At 34.8% G+C, this 21,426-nt stretch carries 16 protein-coding genes and 2 tRNA genes; 3 read left to right on the top strand and 15 right to left on the bottom strand.

Going from position 1 to position 21,426, the window contains the following annotated elements; translation table 11 throughout:
* The 5 genes from MBBTH_RS00920 to MBBTH_RS10970 form a co-directional block, all read right to left on the bottom strand.
* Positions 1–802: transposase (locus tag MBBTH_RS00920; RefSeq protein WP_133241920.1), on the bottom strand; the 802-nt coding region annotated here is incomplete at its 3' end.
* Between the two features lie 152 nt (positions 803–954).
* The gene (locus MBBTH_RS00925; RefSeq protein ID WP_116591171.1) at positions 955–1,233 is read right to left on the bottom strand and encodes a hypothetical protein; all 279 of its coding nucleotides are present in this window, start codon (positions 1,231–1,233) and stop codon (positions 955–957) included.
* A 72-nt stretch (positions 1,234–1,305) separates the two neighbouring features.
* Positions 1,306–1,704, bottom strand: a complete 399-nt coding sequence (locus MBBTH_RS00930; RefSeq protein ID WP_116591172.1) for a hypothetical protein — start codon at positions 1,702–1,704, stop codon at positions 1,306–1,308.
* Between the two features lie 51 nt (positions 1,705–1,755).
* Positions 1,756–2,859: a hypothetical protein gene (locus tag MBBTH_RS11055; protein ID WP_243409601.1), complete on the bottom strand. Its 1,104-nt coding sequence runs from the start codon at positions 2,857–2,859 to the stop codon at positions 1,756–1,758.
* Between the two features lies 1 nt (position 2,860).
* The gene (locus tag MBBTH_RS10970) at positions 2,861–4,054 is read right to left on the bottom strand and encodes a hypothetical protein (protein ID WP_207773303.1); all 1,194 of its coding nucleotides are present in this window, start codon (positions 4,052–4,054) and stop codon (positions 2,861–2,863) included.
* 601 nt (positions 4,055–4,655) lie between these two features.
* Here MBBTH_RS10970 and MBBTH_RS00945 point away from each other — a divergent pair.
* Entirely contained in the window at positions 4,656–9,380 is a 4,725-nt protein-coding gene (locus MBBTH_RS00945) for a right-handed parallel beta-helix repeat-containing protein (protein WP_116591173.1), read from the top strand.
* 1 nt (position 9,381) lies between these two features.
* Complete coding sequence (locus MBBTH_RS00950) at positions 9,382–10,173, top strand: hypothetical protein (RefSeq protein WP_133241921.1); 792 nt, start codon at positions 9,382–9,384, stop codon at positions 10,171–10,173.
* Positions 10,174–10,467: 294 nt separating this feature from the next.
* Here MBBTH_RS00950 and MBBTH_RS00955 read toward each other — a convergent pair whose 3' ends face one another.
* Complete coding sequence (locus tag MBBTH_RS00955; RefSeq protein ID WP_116591175.1) at positions 10,468–11,448, bottom strand: coiled-coil domain-containing protein; 981 nt, start codon at positions 11,446–11,448, stop codon at positions 10,468–10,470.
* Between the two features lie 146 nt (positions 11,449–11,594).
* Here MBBTH_RS00955 and MBBTH_RS00960 point away from each other — a divergent pair, with 146 nt between their 5' ends.
* Positions 11,595–12,212 carry a DUF3800 domain-containing protein gene (locus MBBTH_RS00960; protein ID WP_165813999.1) on the top strand — a complete coding sequence of 206 codons (618 nt, stop codon included), beginning with the start codon at positions 11,595–11,597 and terminating at the stop codon, positions 12,210–12,212.
* 161 nt (positions 12,213–12,373) lie between these two features.
* Here MBBTH_RS00960 and MBBTH_RS00965 read toward each other — a convergent pair whose 3' ends face one another.
* The 9 genes from MBBTH_RS00965 to tgtA form a co-directional block, all read right to left on the bottom strand.
* Entirely contained in the window at positions 12,374–13,675 is a 1,302-nt protein-coding gene (locus MBBTH_RS00965) for a hypothetical protein (RefSeq protein ID WP_116591177.1), read from the bottom strand.
* Positions 13,676–13,854: 179 nt separating this feature from the next.
* Positions 13,855–14,793, bottom strand: coding sequence for a DUF1848 domain-containing protein (locus tag MBBTH_RS00970; protein WP_116591178.1), 939 nt, complete (start codon positions 14,791–14,793; stop codon positions 13,855–13,857).
* A gap of 190 nt (positions 14,794–14,983) precedes the next feature.
* Complete coding sequence (locus MBBTH_RS00975) at positions 14,984–15,829, bottom strand: DUF1848 domain-containing protein (RefSeq protein WP_116591179.1); 846 nt, start codon at positions 15,827–15,829, stop codon at positions 14,984–14,986.
* A gap of 27 nt (positions 15,830–15,856) precedes the next feature.
* On the bottom strand, positions 15,857–17,014 hold the full coding sequence (locus MBBTH_RS00980; protein ID WP_116591180.1) for a thiolase domain-containing protein: 1,158 nt from the start codon (positions 17,012–17,014) through the stop codon (positions 15,857–15,859).
* Positions 17,015–17,026: 12 nt separating this feature from the next.
* Positions 17,027–18,064 carry a hydroxymethylglutaryl-CoA synthase gene (locus MBBTH_RS00985; RefSeq protein WP_116591181.1) on the bottom strand — a complete coding sequence of 346 codons (1,038 nt, stop codon included), beginning with the start codon at positions 18,062–18,064 and terminating at the stop codon, positions 17,027–17,029.
* A gap of 145 nt (positions 18,065–18,209) precedes the next feature.
* Positions 18,210–18,283, bottom strand: a tRNA-Gly gene (locus MBBTH_RS00990).
* A 10-nt stretch (positions 18,284–18,293) separates the two neighbouring features.
* A tRNA-Gly gene (locus MBBTH_RS00995) sits at positions 18,294–18,367 on the bottom strand.
* A 77-nt stretch (positions 18,368–18,444) separates the two neighbouring features.
* Positions 18,445–19,113 carry a class I SAM-dependent methyltransferase gene (locus MBBTH_RS01000; RefSeq protein WP_116591182.1) on the bottom strand — a complete coding sequence of 223 codons (669 nt, stop codon included), beginning with the start codon at positions 19,111–19,113 and terminating at the stop codon, positions 18,445–18,447.
* 8 nt (positions 19,114–19,121) lie between these two features.
* Complete coding sequence (gene tgtA / locus MBBTH_RS01005) at positions 19,122–21,101, bottom strand: tRNA guanosine(15) transglycosylase TgtA (RefSeq protein ID WP_116591183.1); 1,980 nt, start codon at positions 21,099–21,101, stop codon at positions 19,122–19,124.
* Positions 21,102–21,426: the final 325 nt, after the last annotated feature.

Below are 21,426 nucleotides of genomic sequence, written 5' to 3' on the forward strand. Positions count from 1 at the left end.
GCATCCATCGTGATTCAGGGTCGTTTATGCTGATTACATCGTTTGTTGTCTTTTTTAGTTCTGAATCGATTTTTTCGACTTTCTGCAAAACTTTTTTGGCAGATTTTTTATCTTTCTTTGCTTGGTCCAGGAGTTTTTTACTGCTTCTTCGTAGTTTGAATTCGTTTCTATCTCCTTTTGTGGTTTCAGTTACTTTTTTGTAGATTTCTTCAAAGGATTTTTTGTCAATTAATTCTTTTGGCACGGAATTTCCTGATTCGTCTCCAAGAATTTCATCTTCTTCTTCATCGAGTTCAATACTCTTTTTTAAGATGTCTTTGAGTAAATCTATTTGTTCTTGGTTTGTTAAATTATTTATGGATGCTTTGGCTTTGATTTTTGTTCCATCGATTGCTATGTGTTTGAGTTTTACTAAATCTAGTTCTTTTGCCATTAAAACTGTTGTTTTAAATGCGTCATCGATTAGTTCTGCATGATCTACTTTGAATCTGTTGATTGTTCTGAAATCTGGCTTTTCCATGCCTGCCAAGTACATGTAACTAACGTCTGTAGTTGCTTTTGCAGCTACTTCTCTTCCAGATAATCCTCCATCAAAAGCACCCATTAAAACAAGTCTCAATAACATTTTACGAGAATAAGCAGGCTTACCTGCTTTGTAACAATAATTTGCATCGACTTTCGAAAAATCCATTTGATCAACAACATTTTGAATAAAATAACACGGATGATCTTTTGGAATCAAATCTCTTAAGTCCAAAGGAACTAATAATTGCTGACCAATTTTATCCTCTCTTAAAACCATAAAAAACACAACCAAAAAGTTAATTAACTCTAATAATAGATTGTACTTCCTAGTATATAAAATTAAAGGATAATAAAAAAAGAAAAAAATTTAAACACAAAAATTATGAGTCAGCCTCAAAAAAAATAAAAAAAGAATAATGAACTAACAAATCAAGAATACTCCTTTATTTCATAATATTCTTTAATCTCTTTAAATTCCTTTTCAACCTCATCAAGAAGAGCATCATTAAGTTCTTTAGTCAAATTTTCACTACTCCCATTAGCATCACCAAATTTGAAAACCATACCCTCAATATAGTTCCCATCACCACCAATAAATTCACTGTAAGTCCATATCCGAAAACCATTTCTTGATTTTACTACAATATGATTTATTAATTCTGCGTCTTCTTTTTCTAAATGTCTTATTATATATAATTTTTTAAACATAATAAATTATTATGTATTGAAAGTATATAAAAAATCAGTGAGAGCATTTGAAAAGTAATCTCCGCAACAAATTTAAAAGTTACCCATATTTCGGTTATGAATCCATTCACGATGCTTTCCAATAGCTACACGTACAATTACATCAATCAAATCAAGTTCATCAATCTGTTTGAAATAATATTCAGCAGGCCCCTCAAGCATTTGCCTTAAATCATAAAAAGGCCTTGGTTTAACAGCATCCTGATGCATCAGCCCATAATTTTTCAATAGCTTCACATTTTCTGTTTCGTATTTCTCCAGTCCCGATTTCTGCACCTTAGTGGCAACGGTCTTTTCTTTTTTATCAAAAATCTTAGCAATTTGAGATGAATCAATCAGTATACTAGATTCAATTAAAAGCAATGTTATTTCCTTTCCTTTAACTGTTATTGTTGTCGGATGTGAATTTTCACTGTCCAGTATCAGTTTCATTTTTATTGCCCCATATAATAAGTTTAGCTGGGAAAGTTAATCCCAACTATTTTATGCTCTGAACTTACCTTTAATAATCCTGTTAGGCGCATTCATCAAAACACCAACTGAAGTAAGTATGAATAGCTTTGTATACATCGGCAGTTCATCACGAATATCTTTACGCATGAATTCAATCAAAGGATAAAAGTCATACACATCTCCGTTAGGACCAAGGGGTGCAACTGTTGTTCCAGTGATTTTTGAATACAGGAGTTTCATTCCAGGATTTTGATAATCCATACCGATATAGGTCTTCTCGGCAATCTCAGATCCTCCGTCACAAACTGCAGTGCCCAACAAATCAATATTGTCAATACCGTAATATGACATTATCTCCTCAACCGGCTCCACCTGCCTATTTGAAGCAAACATATCAGACTTTAATGTAGTCAATGACTTATAATTGACTGCCATGCTATTCAGGTTACAGAAACTTCCTGCTGACTCCTTGAACTTCTCCTGAGCTTTTAAAATGATAACTCCACTGTCATCGCCCGAAGTATAATTATATGTTGCTACTTTAGGGTTGTTTAAAATCATGTTGATTGCAGCCTGCTCGAAGCTGCAGTCGGCAAGATCAATACAGTTCTGGGATTCAGGATACATTTCGATTTCAGACATCTGTCGGTATACTCTGATGTATTCTACATCTTCATTTTCCGTTAGGTTAACGATGGAAAGCAGTCTTAAATCGTGCCCTTGTGAAGGATTACATTCACCATCTTTATCGATATAGATTCTTGTGTTCGGCAATATATCTGCTGGAGCAGGTCTTTTTAATTTTAATCTGAAGACATCACCTAAAACTGCAACAGTAACTAAGGCATGTCCTGAAGAGCGGACCTGAACTTTACCCAATAGATATCCAAAAGCCAAGTCTCCCTCTTTGGCTTTTTTAACTATTGTGTGTTCCATTGTTGATTGTACAGCTAATGTTACCATTTCACCTACTCTGCATTGATTAGATGAAATCCAAGCAGTATGCTCTTCATTAACATATGTCCTTTCGCCTTCATCAAGCAAACATGCAATGACATCCATCTTTTCTTCATGGCCTAATCCTGTTGGATATCCACGTCCATGTCCAATTGTTTCTCCATATTCTTCAATCATTCTAAAACACCCAGTCCCAATCCTTGTTGATTATCTTATCTGGAATATATAATCCTGTATTATCCATTGACTCATCATTAGCATCCCACAATAGCTTGCTTCCTTTATATGCTTTAGGATATTCGTGTTCACCTTTGTATAATCTGATTCCATTCTTGGATTGTTTTTCTGTTACTGTGATTTCTGGAATGCCGTTAGCTGCAAATATTGGTGATGGAAATATCAATAGCCATTTCAGGTCAACATAATTGAATTCTTCAAAGTCTGTTGTTGCATACCATGTTGGAGAAATTTCTATTTCGGCATATTCATTTTTATATATTTTAGTTGGATTGTTTCTAATGAATCCTTCAATGTAATCTGACGAACTTGATGTTCCGGTACCTACACGGCCATGAATATGATACTGTTTCCAATTTCCTTCATCATCATGTCCTGATGAATATGCATCAAATGAACTGGCCATAACTAATGTTTTAGCTCCGATGAACATACAATAGGATTTTGTCTTGCATCCCAGATTCAGACTTGTTTCTTTGATATCTTCCTGATACATTGTGAGATTAAAATCTGATTGCATCATGTAACTTCCGATGGTTGAATCAAGAAATGTTCCATTATCATTAACGGCCACATTACCGTTAATATGTTTAAATCTTGCTACAGTAACACGGCCATTTCTTAAGCTATTTCCTGAAGCAAATGTTGTATATAAACTACTTGGATTTCCCCCGCCAATGTTTGGAACGAATCTGGCTCTTAAAAATCTGCCGTTATCTGTTGAGTCATTGTTGATACTTAAACCTGAGTAGTTCATGAAATATTGTGAGTATGTATCATAGTTTGCATCAAACATCAGCACTTCACTTCCAGTTGTTAAAGTGCTTGAGAATGTAGTTGATCTGTCATAAACATCCAGCAATAGTTTTGTAGTTTGGGAGATCTTACCTGTTGGAATTCTCACAAGTATTGCTGCAGGTTGTGAACCATATGCTGGAATGTATAATACCCGGCATTCTGTTTTGTCCAGGGTTTTGATTTTCAGGTTTTTCAAGTCAATTCTGAAAAGATTAGAATAAGAACTACTTGCCAGATTATCTAAATAGATGTAATCATAGTTTCCCGAATAGCTACCGCTCCTTTGATTGTAATTACTCATCACGATGTTTATTTGTAATTCATCTTGCAATGTCATGATTTAATTTTTATTATTTAATTTATATAAATAATATAATAAAAAATGTAATATTACATATTCGCATTAACGATTTCAACACCCAATCAAATTAAAATAATATTAACACCAACCATTTATTAACGGAAACTAGTTTTTTGAAAAGGAGCAAATACGGAGCATTAGAAGCAAATCCAGTTTTTCTAACAATAATTTCTACAAGATTAACATGAAACTATTTTTTTACAATATTTTACTAGTAATATTACAAAAACATTTAATGATTATAGGAGAATATTGCAAACATGTTTTTATCTCCTTTTTTGATGTGTGTAAAAATTTAAATAAAAAAAAATATAAAATTTAAGATAGGTGGAGGAGTAATTTTTTTACTCCCATCTATTTTTTAAGATTGTAGTTAGTAGTTCTATCAGAGCAGATATTAGATTTAGAACTCCTGCAATCAATATTATTAATTGACTGTCACCAATGCATCAATTTCCATACAGACTTATTTCAAAAAAATTAACACTCCCACATTATTATCCCATCCGTAAAAAATATATGTCATAAAATAAATACATAAAACTTTATTACTATTCAATTATAAAGGAGTGTAAATTTGAAGAATTTAAATAAATTTTTATGTATATTAATATTTTTTTGTTTTATAATTTGTTTAAACTGCACCTATGCAGTTTCAGACAATGCAGTCGAAAATGATACGTTAAGCGTCGATTATCAATCAGATGATATCTATTCTGATAGTATTGAGGTTTCATCAGATGACAATCATGTTGATGAAAAAATTAAAAATTCAGAGGTTAAAATTAAAAACAATATCTCAAAACCTAATAATATTATAAAAAAAGCTAGTTCTACAGTTAAAACAACAATTACTGCAAAAGATGTGACCAAATATTACCAAGATGGAACTACACTTAAAGCTTATTTGAAAAACTCAAAAGGCAAAGTATTAACAGGGAAAAAGATTACAGTCACTTATTCTGGTAAAACTTACTCACGTACAACCGATTCCAAAGGCTGTGTCAGTTGGAATGTACAAAAAGGACCAGGAACATACTCCGTGAAATTCACATTCAAAGCAAGCGGATACCAAACAAGCAGCAAAACAGCAAAAGTCACAGTAAAAAAAATGCCAACAACATTAACCGCAAATAATCTTGCATTCACATATGGTGATGGCAACAATAAGTTAAAAGCGACACTAAAAGATAAAAATGGAAAGGTTTTAGCAGATAAAACTGTTGTTTTTAATTTTAATGGTAAAAACTATAATCAAAAAACTGATTCCAAAGGAGTAGCAACTCTAACAATTGGAGCCGGACCAAAAAAATACACAACAACAATATCATTTACAAATTCAAATTATGTAACAAGTAAAAAGACAGTAACCGTAACAGTCAACAGTATCCCCACAAGTTTAACAGTGAGTGATTTAACTTGTAATTATGATGACAGCAATACATACTTATATGCAACTTTAAAAGACACCAAGAACAATAAATTTTTAAGTGGGCAAACCATCACATTTAAAATCAATGATAAATGTACAAATGTAGTTAGTGACAGTAATGGGCGAGCAGGAATTAAAATAGAAGAGAAACCTGGAACCTATAATGTTGAGGTTTCATTTGCTAAAAGTCCATATGCAAGCGTTAGTAAAAAGATTAATGTAAATATAATATCATTTCACCCAACAGTGAATTATGATGGGGGATTCTACAATAACTCTTATCTAAATTTATCATTAAACATAAATAATGCTAAATTAATTAAATATAGCTGGGACAATAATAATTGGAACCAAACTACTAAATCAAAGACATTTATCTTAACAAATGGCATTTATGATTTATATTACAGCAACGGAACCGGCAGCATTTACCATGAACATTATATAATTGACAATAAACATCCACTCGTTTGGAGCAATCTGGATTCAGATTTATATAGTTCACCCATTCTTGTAAATTTGACTAGCTGGGATAATCTTGATCAAAACCCGAAAATTTATTATTCATTAAATGAAACAAATTTCAGATTATATGAAAATATATTAAGTATTTCCAAAACTACCTCTTTACGATTTTATGCAATTGATTTTAATGGGCATAAAAGTGAATTAATAACCTGCAATTACATTTTTGAAAAAGTAGGTAATTTAAATTCAGGTAAAGGATACACAACAATTCAATCAGCAATTGATAATGCAAATACTCATAATGGAGACGTAATTAAAATTAGTGAAGGTTTATATAATGAACAAATAACTGTAAATAAATTTATCAATTTAATAGCAATTAACGCCACATTACAAGGCATAGACTCTACTCATCCAGTTATTGGAGTTACCAATGGAGGAAGCAATAGCGTTATTCGTGGATTTAAAATTAAGGATTCAACTTTTGGAATTGTAATTTATCAAGCAGAAAATGTTACTCTCATTAATAATCAATTTATTAATGTAGTTAGTTCTATAGAAACTGATTGTGATACAAATACTTTGATTGCTTATAATTCAATTGATTCAAATAAGTTCATAAATTCCATGAGCGGCATAAGTGTTAGAAAATCCGATAATCTTATGATTTTAAATAATAATATATTATTAAATTCTAATAGGGGTGCCGGAGGGATTCTTGTTTTAAATAATACTTCAAATAATATTTCAATTGTTAACAACAATATTATCAATAAAAACAAGTTAAATGGTATTGGATTATATATTCTTTGTCCGAATATAAATATAAATTCCAATAATATTTCAGATTTTGATACAGGATTATATGTAATCTCTTATAACTCCCACGTGCTTTATAATGAATTTAAAAACAATAAATATGGAGTATTCTTAAGAGTTTCAGTTAACAATACTTATGCTTTTAATAATATTCATGATAATAAATTATGCGGTTTTGTTTTAGACACCTCCCTTTTATCATATGCGGATTCATTTTATTTAAATAGATTATGTGATAATGGCCAATATGATTTTTATTCCGAAGCAAATTGCTCTTATGTTATAGATAATAACTGGTGGGGAGAAAATACGCCTAAAATTTCTACAAGCCGCAATGTTCTTGCTAATATTTATAATGCTACTGGAAATTTAATAATGAACACATGGATGGTTGCACATTTATTTTCATCATCTTATAAAGTAAATGAATATAGTCAAATTGAAAGAGCTAAATTCTATGTTGATTTAACTTATAATAATTTGGGAAATAAATTATCTTCATTAGGATATATTCCAGATAATCTTGAATCTTTTATTTCTGTATTTAATGTTGATGGAAATAAAAAGTTTAATACAACTTATTTAAAAGACGGAAAAGCATTTGTTGATTTTGAATTAAGTAGTTTATTTGCAAACCATGACCACATTTCAGTTATGGCTATTTTTGATAATGAAAAAATTGTTAACACATTTAATAAGAATGCAACAATAGACATAACATTATTTTCATCTGCATGGGACGTTGAAAATAATTATTTTGTAAACAAAACATATCATATCCCATTTAGTAATAATGCCTCTTGGATTACTTTTAGTTGGGGTGAAACAGGATTATATTCTGGTAAAATTTATATGATAGTTAATGGAGAAATTATTGATGAAATTAATATCAACAATCTTTTTTACCAATATTTTAAAAATAATTATTCAACAAAGGTTTTTGAAGCCATTAAATTTTTAAATAATGTTTTTGCAAGTATGAAAGAAGGTGTTTGGGAACCTAATGGTTATTATTTAAGTTTTGCAAAAGCAGCAAATATTAATCCAAGTAATGTTAATTTAGTTTATAATAGATTCTTAAATTATCTTCAATTGGATTATAAACTAACGGATTCAGAATTAGATTTCGTTAAAAATTATAATGGTTATTTTATTGATATGATTGAGATGATTGTTGATTATCATGGCGATGTAACTCCAGACATTAATTTTGAATATGAAGGAAACCCTAAACTGTTAAATCCACCATCCAGCTATGCTTACCGTATAAGCAATATTTATTACACAGATATTGAAGATGAAAACAATATTAGCATTGGTTATGAAGGCATGCGCAGTTTTGCAGTTGTAAAAAACAATTTAACAAATACTGATTTACGTTATTGGTTAGATCAAAAAGAATTATATGAACCTGGTTTGATGAAAGCAGCTTATGGTACTTTCTTAACACCATTAATTGTGATTTACGAAAATGATCGTGTTGCTGATGAATCTTCAAACAAGTTTAATGTAACTTGGAATCGTATTAGTCCAGCATGTGTTTCATTATGTAATGACTATAATAGTTTGTACATCACTGGTGAATCAGACCACAATATGGGTCGTGAAGCCATAGGAAACCTTAGTAATGTTTGGAAGTTTAACTTTGCAACAAGTTTCAGTTTCAGCCTTATTGAGCAGTTGGTTGGCAATAATGTATGGAATACAACCGTTATTGGCAGTGTTACTCTTGGTTTGATTGAGAGCTATTTGAATAATGGAACTTTGGAGATAATCACAAGTAATGGTTATACTTTTATTAAACATGAAGACAATAATAATACTTTGTTATTTTTAGAATTGGAAACTGGTATTATACGAGATTGTTTCAGTTATTATGGTTTATTGGGAACAATGCCTTGTTATCATGACAATATTACTGAAAATGCATGGAACTATGGGACAAATTTATTAAATCATGACAGTAAAGAATACAAAGATTTGATTATTATTTCTAACTATTCAACAAATGTTTCAGATACCATGAATTCAAATTCAAATTCAATATTTGATCTTTTAGTTGAGGGATATGATTTTTTAAAAGATATAGACTGGAATGAATTTTTTATAAATTTTGCAATTGGTTTTGTAGGTAGTGAAATGGTTTCAATTAGTATCCTCGGTCTTGCTACAGGAATTGAAAGTTCATCACCATATTTAATTATTGGCAGTATTTCTTTAGCACTCACAGGAGAATCACTTATTCTTTATTCTGACGGATGGTTTGATGGTGAAATAACTATAATCGATTTTATTTTTGGTGTTGTTGATTCAATATTAGCAATAAATCCTACAGGAGGATCATTTAACATCATTTCCAAATCAACAAAAGTTATCATTGAAAAAGCAATTGTTAAAACAAATGTACAATTTTTAAAAAAATATTCAATAAAAATTACTAAAAAATATATTCAAATTGGTTCTAAAAAGTTCCATATTCCTAATGACCCCACCATAGATAGTATTTATAATATCATTAACAACGATTATTACAGAGAATTTATTAAATTATTCATTAATGAAGAATATAATAAAGGTGATTAATTTGCTTGAAAAATTAATTAAAAATATTAGTAAGGATTGGTCAATTTTAGATAAAAATGAATTAAAATATTATATGATTTCAGGATCCATTTTTTTAGAACTAATTGGACTTGTTATATCAATAGTTTTATATCTGATTCTAGATTTGCCTTTTTCATTTGTGAGTTATGTGATAATGGGTTTTACGATTCTTACAATATTATCCGCAGCCATTGTTTATAATCGTGATTATCTTGATAAAAAATATGGATTATTTTATAATGAATATAAAGGATTATCTTATCAAGGACTAGTCTTATTTTTCATACCTACGAGTATTGCTTTTGCGTTTATAATTTTTCCAATGGGTTTAAACCAAGGAGGAATATACTCTGCTATTTCATTTAGTTTATCAGCCCTATATCCTGCATTTTTCATGTTTTTAAGAATGAACATATATAAAAATGAGAATAGCCGTGAGATATTAACCGAAGATGAAAACGGGAATAAAATCACAGAACAAGTGATTGGATATCATCCAGGAATTTATTATATTTTTGGGAGTCTTATAAGTTGCCATATCATAGGATTTTCATTAATGAAAGTTATAACAAGCATTGTGGAAAGTAATTTAAATATAATTTATCTAATTTACTTTATTTGTTCATTACTAATTGTATCATTCATATTATCCCCAGATATAGCAAATAAAATATTGCCTTTTGAATTAAAAAGGAGCAATGGGTTAAAAAAATTCTTGATAATTGGAATAATACTTATGACAATAATGAGTATATTCTTTGTAAGTTGGTAAAAACATGATTGATATAAAATCTATGCAAATGACATGAAATAAATAATTTTATGGAGAGCAATTTAAGTTAACAATACTTATTTCAACTTCAAATCCTCCATACTATTTGATAAAATAAATAACTATATTATAGTGAGGAACCGACCCCCGCAGGTCGGTTCCGTAGGGTTAAGTTTATGAAAATAAGGTATATGAGGGGAAGCGAACACATCAACACTTCCCCTGAACTAAACAACGAGCAATTCAATGATTAAACACTATCTCCGGTGGAAAAAGCAAAAAACACCATCATAGCTAGATTCTGGTTCTATTGAATCCCATGTCCTTTAATATCTTATTGTATTCTTCACGAGTTGTAAATGAAGGTCCGTCCTCACTTCCAGTGCTTCCGGTTGATCCGGTTTCAATTACATCACCGGAGTTCTGGGGATTTCTTCCTCCAGGTGTGGAACCGTCACTGGCAGCTTCAATTTTAATTCTCCTTTCAGCCAGTTTCTCCATAAGTTCCATATCAACATCACCAGACAATAATTTATCGATTATCTCCTTGTCCTGCTGGTTCTCATTGTAGTTAAAGTTGTACTTGGCTTCGTACTCTTTAATCTTCCTTTCGTTTTCATGTTTTCTAAGTTCAGACAGTTCATTTAGGATGTCTTCCTTATTGTCTATGAATTCCTTATTCTCTTCAATAGCTTTTTTAATCTCTTCATATTTTTCAGATTCCTCTTTTAAGCTATTGATTTCATCCTGCAGTTTTCCGATTTCAGCATCCTTCCCCTGCAATTTTTCCAGGAGTAAATTGGTTGCAACATTAACATCCTGATTTTCACTAGTAGGCGGCTGTGGTGCAGGTTCAGGATTTCCAGTTGCACCTGTTTCACCGGTCTCTCCGGTTTGGCCAGTTATTTCAGAATTCAGCAATGTAATTTTTCTTGGGTTTTTGGTTACGCCAACATCTATTAGGTTCATAGTATCAATTCCAAATGAATCTCCGTTATCTTTCAGTAAAACATCAACTTTAGGGGACAGTCCTTTGCCCTTCATGTCAAGCTCATCCGGAAGGTCAATGAATAGCTTTCCCTTATCCTCTTCAAACACGATATTGTTTCCAATGCCTATGTAGACCTTGTCGTGCTCTGAGGTTAAAGGGATTCCTCCACGGTAGTTTTCAGCAATCTGTCTTAAATCATCACTTGTCCATTTGACAGGTTTGTTGAGACGCCTGTCCAGATCCGAATAGTCATAGAGTCCGACTTCAAAAAGTTCATGTTTCATGTTATCACATTTTATTATAAGATTTATTATATAATTTATTACTTATTTTATATAAACTTTTATTATATTTCAACACGTCTGTTCTGATGAAAATATTAATTAATGATAAAAAATAGAATATTAAAAGTTGTAAAATTAATTCAAATTTGGTTTTTATCATATCTTATATTTATATTAATGAAAGTGGAGATTTAGGAACTAAACAGGGCAGTTCAAAGTATTTTGTCATGGCTGCCATCAAAGTTGAGGATTCAAAAAAGCTAGAAAAGATAATTAAGAAAACCAGACGAAGTTTTACAAAGAAAATGCTGACTTCCAATGAAATCAAAGGTGGAAATCTTCCATATGATTTAAAAATTAAAATCCTTAAAAAATTAAAAAACATAGACTATGAAGTTTACATAATCGTTTTTGACAAAGAAAACAGATATAAAATCGGATATGGAGACAATAAAAAAGCCTACGATATTTTAGCTTCAAGGTTAGCTGAATTGATTAACATTGACAAACCTACTTTCATATTCATTGACAAATCAAAAAACAAACAGGAAGAGATTGATAGTTTCAATGAACTCTTTTTAAATAATTTAAATAATATTAAAAAACAGCCGATTAAGATAGAACATGCCGATTCAATGCATTACAAAGGTCTGCAGATGGCTGATTTGATTTCATGGTCAACTTTTCAAAATTTTGAAAATGACAATCATGAATTTTTAGATATGATAAAAAATAAGGTAGTAAAATTAGTATATGAAAATTAGAAGTGATTTGATGAATGATAGAAGAACCCGTATACCACCTAATTCGCCCCTCGTCGAGACAAGGATATACAGGCTGAACTTCAAAAGAAGTTTTTACCTTCTATAATATTCAAGTTATATTATGTATGCTATTGCATATAAATATTTGCTAAGTGACATGTTTATATTTCAACACCACTGTCGCTGATAATCCTTTCACCTACAGGCTGTTCCTCTTCGAAGTTGGTTAAATAATTCTTGTAGATTTCATCACCTTCAGCAGTAAGTTCCATAATGTATCTTAATACATCATCTCTTGAATAGCTGAAATAGATATTCAATGTTTCATCAATGCCCATAAGTTCCAGCTGCATATTCAACAGCTGATTGCAGTATTTCAATACCCATTTCTGGTCATTGGCCACATTAACGATAAACCCTGTAATGGCCGAGTCGTTGATGTATTCTGCAACGTTCTGATTGGATCTTTCATTACCTGCCTGAGACTGTGGAGTTACAAATGTCCTCAGGATATTGTTTCTAAAAATCTCGGTCTGTCTTGTATAGTCTGACTGGTAGTTGTTACCGCCCAAGATTTTGGATTCAATTCCCGGAGGCACAATAGCCACATTGCTGTCAGCCGTAGTTCCGTAATCTGCATACAGGTTTTCCTTTGCAGTTGAAGAGAGCTCCATAATGTACGGACGGCCGTTTGCATCAAGTGAAGGCTTGACTTCAATGATATTGTCCTTGTTGATTCTCTCGACCTGATTTCTCTCCAAGTTACATTTATGATAGATGTCATCAAGGCAATTCAGGATAATGCTCTGGGCTTCCGAGTATATTTCATTGTACATGAAGTTGATTACCTGTTCCGGTTCGTACTTGACTGTTAATGTTCCCTCTTCAACGCTTACATAGTTGTTGAAGTCCTCCGGAGTTCCGTTTACAACATCCTTCGGCATTTCATGAAGATACAGCTGCACCTCATTGTCATCATTGAATTCCTTTTTCAATCCGTAGCCATGGGCACCTATTTCAAGAAATATAGGCTTGATGTATTTTCCTATGCTTTTGTCCCACCTCTCGACAGGCTTGATTAGTCCTTCACCGTCAACCATTCCTCCCTGCAATATCTCTTTAGCAACCTGGCGGATGTCGATTTTTCTTGCCCAAAGGATTAAAGTGAGCTTCTGCTCCTTGGAGAGCCTGTTTTCCTTGTCAACCAATACCACATTAACGTTAGCCTTATCAATTCTGTTTTTCAGAATACCTGAAGTGTAGCCGTCAAGCTTGACAGCATAACGGGCATTTGCTATTGTCTTGTTGATTACTGGCGGAAGTGCATCAACTAAGTCAAGGCCTGTGTTTATTCCGTCAGTTCTAGGCTGCCTTTCATCCTCGCCCCAATAGCTGCACTTGGTGTTGTACTGTTCGACCCTATTATTCAATAGTCTAGTTTTTATGAAAGAAGTAATTCCCATAATAATCATTTCCAAATATATTTATTATATTATTTATTATATTTTTTATATAAAATAAGTAATATACTTATTGAGAATAACTATTATAATATTTGCAAAAATCTCAAAAAAAGTAAAATGATAGTTTTAGTTGATAAATTTTATAATTGATATAGACCATCATTTAATAAACAACTAATTTAAAAATCAAATAAAGTTGTTTGTTTAGGTTCAATATATCTTATTACCTTTGTTTCAATTAGATTATCCTCTTCCTTAAGATGTCCAAGCAATAATGGCGATTTCTCATCATGCAGTTTTATAACATTTTTGGGAATTTCAGGTTTCCGGTTAGCATAGCAATATTTACATTCACTTAAACAGGAATTATATGCTCCTATGTCTCTTGATGGAATGCAGTGACAGTTTTCTCTAATTTCAGTTCCTTTAACATTTTTATAGACTACACCATGAGCCTGCTCCAAAATTTCACGAGTGGTGCATCCTGCAGCATGTATACCATATTTTTCATAGCTTTCATTTGTTGCACATGATTGAGTGTAAAGATTATATCTCTCTGATATCTCACCAATCCCTTTCAATAGCTTCACTTTATCTTCCTCAGCAAGCGGAATTATCTCAGGCATGTTCTCTTCAACTTTTTTGTACATATCAACAAAGCTGAATATGCATCTGTAAACTAATGGTGAGATCTTTTCGGCCATATACTCAAAAGTTTCCAAATGTTTTTCAACAGTGTATTTTTCAGTAAGAAGTATCGGATCATATCTCCAGAGAATCTTGTTCCCACCAACAATATCAGATAATCTTTTCAACGTTTTAATAGATTGATTTATTGACGGGACTTTAGGTTCTATGTCCTTGCCGTATGCAGTAATCGTGTAGTTGCACAATATATTGTACTTTTCATCAATGTCACCTATATGTTTCAGTATAGGTTGGTAGTTCTTGGAGCAGAACAGAAGACAGTCCACATCTTCAGGCTTTAAGCTTAACTTATAAACATTCTCTCTTGCAAATGGATTTCTTGAATATGCATATCCATCTTCAAGCCTGTTCAATAGCCATGGAGTATAGTAGTTCACTATATCTGTTCTTCCGCCGACGTTTATTATCATGTTATCACTTACTATATCTGGCGACATTAACATTTCTTATTTGTGTTTTGACCAGCCTTATGTAACCACTTCTGATAAATAATAACTGTTCAAGACAACATTTTTATTTCTATACATTCACCAATGTTTTTATTTTATATCTGAATATATGTTAAAATTCTACGATTTGAACGAATTTCCAAAACTTTAATTATTGAGGAAGAATAATATTATTATTTGTAGTGAGAGAAAAGTAGTAGATAATTTCGTTACTATTGGCATAACAATATTTGCATCCATGCATACAAGTGTTATATAATCCAATATCCCTTCCCATTAAACAGTTGCATTCTCGATTGTGATATTTTCCTTTAGGCACTTTTAGATTATTTCCAATAGCCTTTTCCAGCACCTGCTGGGTCATGCATCCTGATGAATCGAAACCGAACTGGTCAAGCAATGTGCCCTCAACACAGGTTTTCATCTGAATGCCGTATTCATTTGCAATCCTTGCGAAATTTTCGCCAATGATTAAGCGTTCCTCAGTTGTAACTTCACTGGCTTCAGGAAAGTTCCTCAAAACCTTCTGATACAAATCAATGAAGCTGATTGTGCAATCCAAAGTATACTGATATAATTCTGAAGCCATTTCCTCAAACTTATCAATGTGAAAGTCAAGGGAATACTTTTCTGTAATGAAAATCGGGTCATATCTCCAGGAAACGCAGTCTCTTCCTAAAGCTTCAGAAAGCTCCTTAAATGTGTCTATAACTCTCTTATAATTTGGAACATTAACTTCAATGTCTCGATCATAAGGATTTATTGTGGTAAACCAGAATTGCCTGTAATCGGATAGCCTATCCAAATCTTTCACCAGGGGCTTCGGATTTTTAGAGCAGAAGCATATGACATCTACTGTCTTAGGGTCGAAATTATACTTATACATCTGATTGTTATAGGGATTCTTGCTGATTACAAAACCCTCATCAATCCTGTTCAGGAACCATTTTGAATAAAAAGCGGGAATGTCGGTTCTTGTGCCTGTATTGAGTATCATGAAAAAAAAGAAAAAAGTAAAAGAGATTTATAAATCTCTTCCGAAAATGTGTACAGCTGCAGTACCTCCGGTACCACCGATGTTGTGAGTCATACCGATTTCTGCACCGTCCACTTGACGTTTGCCGGCTTCTCCTCTGAGTTGCCATACGACTTCAGCAGCCTGAGCGATACCTGTGGCACCTAATGGGTGTCCACGTGCTTTAAGACCACCGGAAGTGTTGATTGGGAAGTCACCATCGATTTCAGTTTGTCCTTCTTCAATAGCTATTCCACCTTTACCTTTTTCGGCAAATCCTAAGTCCTCAACAGCCAAAAGACCGTTGATGGAGAAACAGTCGTGCACTTCAGTCAAGTCAATGTCTTTTGTTGTAACTCCTGCCATTTCATAAGCCTTTCTGGAAGCCACTTTTGTAGATTCAATGGTAGTGATATCTTTTCTGTCGTGTAAGGTCAATGTTCCAGAAGCTTGTGCGGAAGCTTTTACGTAAATTGGAGTGTCAGTGTACTTTTTAGCGTCTTCAGCAGGCACCATTACGATTGCGGCTGCTCCGTCACTTACAGGGGAACAGTCTAAAAGTGTCAATGGGTCTGCAACCATTGTTGAATTGATTACCTTATCAACTGTAACCTCAAATGGGAACTGTGCATTTGGGTTTTTGGATGCGTTCTTGTGGTTTACAACTGAAAACTGTGCCAATTGTTCACGGGTGGTTCCGTATTCGTACATGTGCCTTTTTGCAATCATCGCATACAATGATGGGAAAGTAGCGCCCTGTTGAGCTTCCCATTCCTGGTCTGATGCGGTTGCAATAGCTGGTGTTGCATCGACAACGTCAGTCATCTTTTCCACACCTGCGGAAATTACAACATCATGGAAACCTGATGCAACGGCCATGATTCCTTGTCTTAACGCAAGTCCACCTGATGCACAAGCGGCTTCTACCCTTGTGGTTGGAACCGGGTTAAGACCCACATGGTCAGAGATAAGTGCTGCAATGTGTTCCTGTTCTACAAAGAGTCCTGAGGACATGTTTCCAACGAACATTGCTTCAATATCGTCACCGTCAATTCCTGCATCAACCAAAGCCTTCACTCCAGCTTCTGCAATTAAATCTCTAAAGGATGAATCCCATAATTCACCGAATTTTGTTTGTGATACTCCTATAATCGCAACATCTCTCATTTTCAAGCCCCCTTACATTTTAATTTTACCTTTGAATTTAGCGTACACAGCATAATCAACATAGGTCTTTTGATCAATGATGCTTTGTGTTTTTGGAGCTAATTCTCTTCTTTCAACTATTTCATCTTTAACTGTAATGGTGAAACCATCACTTCCCGCACCTGATCCGTATGAGATTACAAAAATGTTATCTCCAGGTTCAGCCACGTCCAAAATGTTGGATAAAGCCAATGGTACCGCACCGGAATAAGTGTTTCCAATGTTAGGAGTCAATAATCCTTGTTTGATTTGTTCGGAAGTGAATCCTAATTTTTTACCTGCCCTAAGGTAGAACTTACCGTTAGGCTGGTGGAAACATGCGTAATCATAATCTTCAGGTTTTGTGTCGGTTTCCTCAAAGAGCATTTTTGCAGCACTTAAAACGTGCTTGAAGTATGCTGGCTCTCCTGTGAAACGTCCACCGTGAGATGGGTAGTCCTGACCTTCCCTTCTGTAGAAGTCGGGAGTGTCTGTTGTGAAACTGCATGTATGGTTAATGTCAGCAATTGTATTGTCCTTACCTATGACATAAGCAGCTCCTCCGGCAGATGCAGTGTATTCCAAAGCATCCCCTGGTGCTCCCTGTGATGTGTCAGCACCGATTGCCAATCCGTATTCAATCATGCCGGATTCGACTAATCCCATAGTCATTTGAATGCCTGCGGTTCCTGCCTTACATGCGAATTCCAAATCTGCAGCGGTCAACTTTGGAGTTGCACAGACCGCTTCTGCTACGATTGAAGCGGTTGGTTTTACTGCGTATGGGTGTGATTCGGATCCGACATAAACGGCACCAATCTTACTTGGGTCAATTTGAGCTCTTGCAAGTGCGTATCTTGCAGCGGTTACTGCAATGGTTGCAGTGTCTTCATCAGGAGAAGGTACGGATTTTTCATTAACGACCAATCCATTTGATAAAGCTACAGGGTCATCACCCCATACTTTAGCAATCTCTTCTACCTTTATTCTATATGATGGCACGTGTGCCCCATATCCTACTATTCCTACCATTAAATCACCTTAAATTATAATCTTAAAAGAAATTAAATATTAATTTAATTATAAATATTATATTTTTATTATTATATAAAATTAACTAAAATAGGAGTATTTTTTAAACAAAAAAAGAATTTTAAAAAAAGAATGAGATACAAGATGCAGTCGCCGGGATTCGAACCCGGGTTGTAGGCTTGGAAGGCCCAAGTAATAACCAGACTATACCACGACTGCATATAAAAAATGCGGCGTCCGGGATTTGAACCCGGGTCTCTAACGTGGCAGGCTAGAGTCTTAACCAGGCTGGACTAACACCGCATGAAAACTAACAACAAATAAACTTATGTTTTAATTATATATAAAGGTTTCGTTATTATTAAAAAAAATGAAAAAAATTAGATTTTTATTGCTGTAATGCAAATCCAATCATTTTCCTCATCAATATATGCCTTGAAATCCTTGAAACCTGTCTTTTCAAGGGATTCCCTTAAAACATCTTCGGAATATATCTTCATGTCCAGGAGTTCCACAAGATCATCGTATTTTTCCATCTCTCCTTCACGATAAACCGCTTCATTACAGAAAAACACCAATCCACCTTTTTTAAGAACCCTGTTGACTTCAGCAAGGTCGTTGATGAAATCCGGCCAGAAGTAAATTGTTTCAAAGCCGGTCACAATGTCAAATGTCTCATCATAGAACGGCATGTCTGAAACGGATGCCTGAAGCACGTTGACGATTCCCCTGTCAATGGCCTCCTGGTTCAGCTTGATTGACTTTTCAACGCTCACCTCTGAATAGTCTATTCCGACAACCCTTCCGTTATCGGAAATCTGTTCGGCGAACCTTTCAATGTTTCTTCCACCGCCACAGCCAATATCAAGGATTTTGCTGTCTTCTTGGATTTCAAAATGGGTCACTCCCCAGCTTGCCATGGACTCATGGGACTTGTTCATTCTGTCAAGGATCTGATGGCCCAGCTCGCCCACCGGCTTTCTGGCGTTCTTGATCAATTCCTTATCCTCAATGTGATGACCTGTATTCACCTTATCGTTTTCACTCATCGAATCACCTATTTTTTCATTCCTTTACGTGTCTTGATGGCCTGTCCTGTGTTGAACTGGGAAATTTCGCATGCCCCAAGCATTGCCTTACCGTATGCAAGGAGCTTGTCCTCCTCATTGACTACCAAGACCTCATCCCTAGCGCGGATGTTCTCATCACATTCAACCACGAACTTACAGAACACGCTTTTTCCTTCAAGTGCGAATGGTTCTGAGTCCTTGTTGACAACCACCCTGTTTTGAGGGTACGGCATCTTGTTGTGGAGCCTTTTTGCTCCCTCTTTTGACAGTATCAGGTATGAGTCTGATGCCCTCATGTTGACAATCAGGACCTTTCCGTCGTAGATGTGCCTGATTTTTCCTGTCTTCTTACTCTTTTCTATGTTGATGTTGCCTGTAAAGAGTGCCTCGCCGGCGCCAACACCGAACTGGTAGTCGGCTATCGCCTTGACCTTCTTGACGTCATCCTTGGCGTACCTGATGTCTTGTGATGACTCGTACTTGTCATATAGGCCTATGTCCAGGTCCTTGATGACCCTTGAATGTATCAGCACCTGGTCGTAGTATTCCACAAACTCGTTTATGAAATCCTCGATGAACTCTATGCTGTCGACGTCACGGGTTTTAGGAGAGTCGTTCTGGCTCAACGGGTAGACCTCGTCGATTTCCAATGGTATCAATCCGAAAGGAATGTCCAGCACCATGAAGTCTGCATCGTCCAGGTCTATCTCATGCTGTTCGCCGTAGATGTAGAACTCGCCGAGTTTTCCTGTTGTGAATTTTGAGTAAGGTTTTCTTGTTGGAGGAAGAATTATCAAGTCACGCTTTTTAGGCATTTCCCTGAGCTTTTCAAGGTGCCTAATCACTTCAGGCCTAAGCAGGGATTCCGGTCCTGTGTAGAAGAATGCTGACTTTTTGCTTCTTGGGTCGTACTTCTCCAGGTCCCTTGAGTACAGTCCCAATTGCCTTCTTGCCTCAAGAAGTGCCGGATGTGCACGGCAGCGCTCTTCCACGAGTTCCATCAGACTTCCGTCATATATTGCCTGTCTGATAAGTCTCAATTCAGCAAATGACACGTGAAGGTTGTGCTGAGCTATCAGGTCCCTTCTTTGCTCTTTTGGCATTGCCCTTAAGTCATCTGGAGTGTATTTGGTGCATACCTCACATGAGCATGGCATTTCCTGAAGGTTCTCAAGCTTGTATGTTCCCCTTGTGGACAAAAGCCTGTCATCCTCTGCATAAAGGATGTATGCCGCTGAATCGAAAAGGTCACATCCCATCGCAACACATAATGCGAAAATCATAGGGTGGCCCGCTCCCATGAGGTGGCGGGGTGTGTCGTCTCCCAGTTCCTTCATTGAATTCATCACGACATCAACGAGGTCCCTGTAGTGGTATGACTCCATAAGAGGAACGACCGCTCCAATCGGGTAGAGGTCAGCGTCCAGCTTAGTGAGTTCCCTTGCACATTCACGCCTCAAGTCAAGGTATGTTGAGCCCTGGACAACGGAGTTGAGAAGCATCTCAATGTTGTTTTCCTTCTTGAACTCAACAGCTTCGCGTGCCCTTTCAAGGGTGATTTCCATATCGCTTTCCGCCTTTTCACGGTCGACGAATGGAGCTGTAGGAATGTCAAGGCTGGTTCCTATGTCGGTCTTGATCAGTTCCTGAAACTCAAGGACTTCCTTGTTGGTGATTTCAACGTCCCCGTACACTGAAAGCTGGAAGGATCCTGAATCGGTCATTATCGGTCCGTCGAAATTGATGAGCTTATGTATGCCCTCCTCGACCGCCTTGGCCTTTAGGTCTTCATCCTTATAAATTAGATAAGCGTTGGTTATTACGATGTCCGCACCGTATTTGGCAACATCCACCGCCTGTTTTCTCGGATGGATAACCGGCATCAGTGCGGGTGTTTTAACGTCACCGTGTTTGGTTTTCAAGACTCCAACACGGCCCATATTATCTTTTGCTTTAATTTCAAACATTTATTTTACCTTACTATTTTTATTAAAGTTAAATTTAAATTAAAAATTATATAAATTTTGCTCAAGGATTTGGTAAGAATTGATTTTGACTTAGAAAAAAAAGAAAAAAATTGGGTTAAGTAGATACTTAACCAATTTCACAGCGTCTGCATACAAATATATAGGGAGTTTACAATAATACTTTTCGACATGCAAAGACGGGAGGAATTTTCGCATGTTTTTCCTGCAGACACCATTTTGCCATGAGCACTACATTGCGATTTGAATTATTTTCAGGAGAAATTCATTTTTGCACCAGCAACCTTCAGATTAGCCATTAGGGATA

This window comes from Methanobrevibacter thaueri, assembly GCF_003111625.1.
Lineage (GTDB): Archaea > Methanobacteriota > Methanobacteria > Methanobacteriales > Methanobacteriaceae > Methanocatella > Methanocatella thaueri.

Coding starts and splice junctions, on each gene's coding strand:
- MBBTH_RS00955 (WP_116591175.1), bottom strand. CDS start 11,448: ATGAAACATGAACTTTTTGAAGTCGGACTCTATGACTATTCGGATCTG.
- MBBTH_RS01000 (WP_116591182.1), bottom strand. CDS start 19,113: ATGAGTGAAAACGATAAGGTGAATACAGGTCATCACATTGAGGATAAG.
- MBBTH_RS00965 (WP_116591177.1), bottom strand. CDS start 13,675: ATGGGAATTACTTCTTTCATAAAAACTAGACTATTGAATAATAGGGTC.
- MBBTH_RS11055 (WP_243409601.1), bottom strand. CDS start 2,859: ATGATTGAAGAATATGGAGAAACAATTGGACATGGACGTGGATATCCA.
- MBBTH_RS00975 (WP_116591179.1), bottom strand. CDS start 15,829: ATGATACTCAATACAGGCACAAGAACCGACATTCCCGCTTTTTATTCA.
- MBBTH_RS00925 (WP_116591171.1), bottom strand. CDS start 1,233: ATGTTTAAAAAATTATATATAATAAGACATTTAGAAAAAGAAGACGCA.
- MBBTH_RS00930 (WP_116591172.1), bottom strand. CDS start 1,704: ATGAAACTGATACTGGACAGTGAAAATTCACATCCGACAACAATAACA.
- MBBTH_RS10970 (WP_207773303.1), bottom strand. CDS start 4,054: ATGACATTGCAAGATGAATTACAAATAAACATCGTGATGAGTAATTAC.
- MBBTH_RS00980 (WP_116591180.1), bottom strand. CDS start 17,014: ATGAGAGATGTTGCGATTATAGGAGTATCACAAACAAAATTCGGTGAA.
- MBBTH_RS00985 (WP_116591181.1), bottom strand. CDS start 18,064: ATGGTAGGAATAGTAGGATATGGGGCACACGTGCCATCATATAGAATA.
- tgtA (WP_116591183.1), bottom strand. CDS start 21,101: ATGTTTGAAATTAAAGCAAAAGATAATATGGGCCGTGTTGGAGTCTTG.
- MBBTH_RS00970 (WP_116591178.1), bottom strand. CDS start 14,793: ATGATAATAAACGTCGGCGGAAGAACAGATATAGTGAACTACTATACT.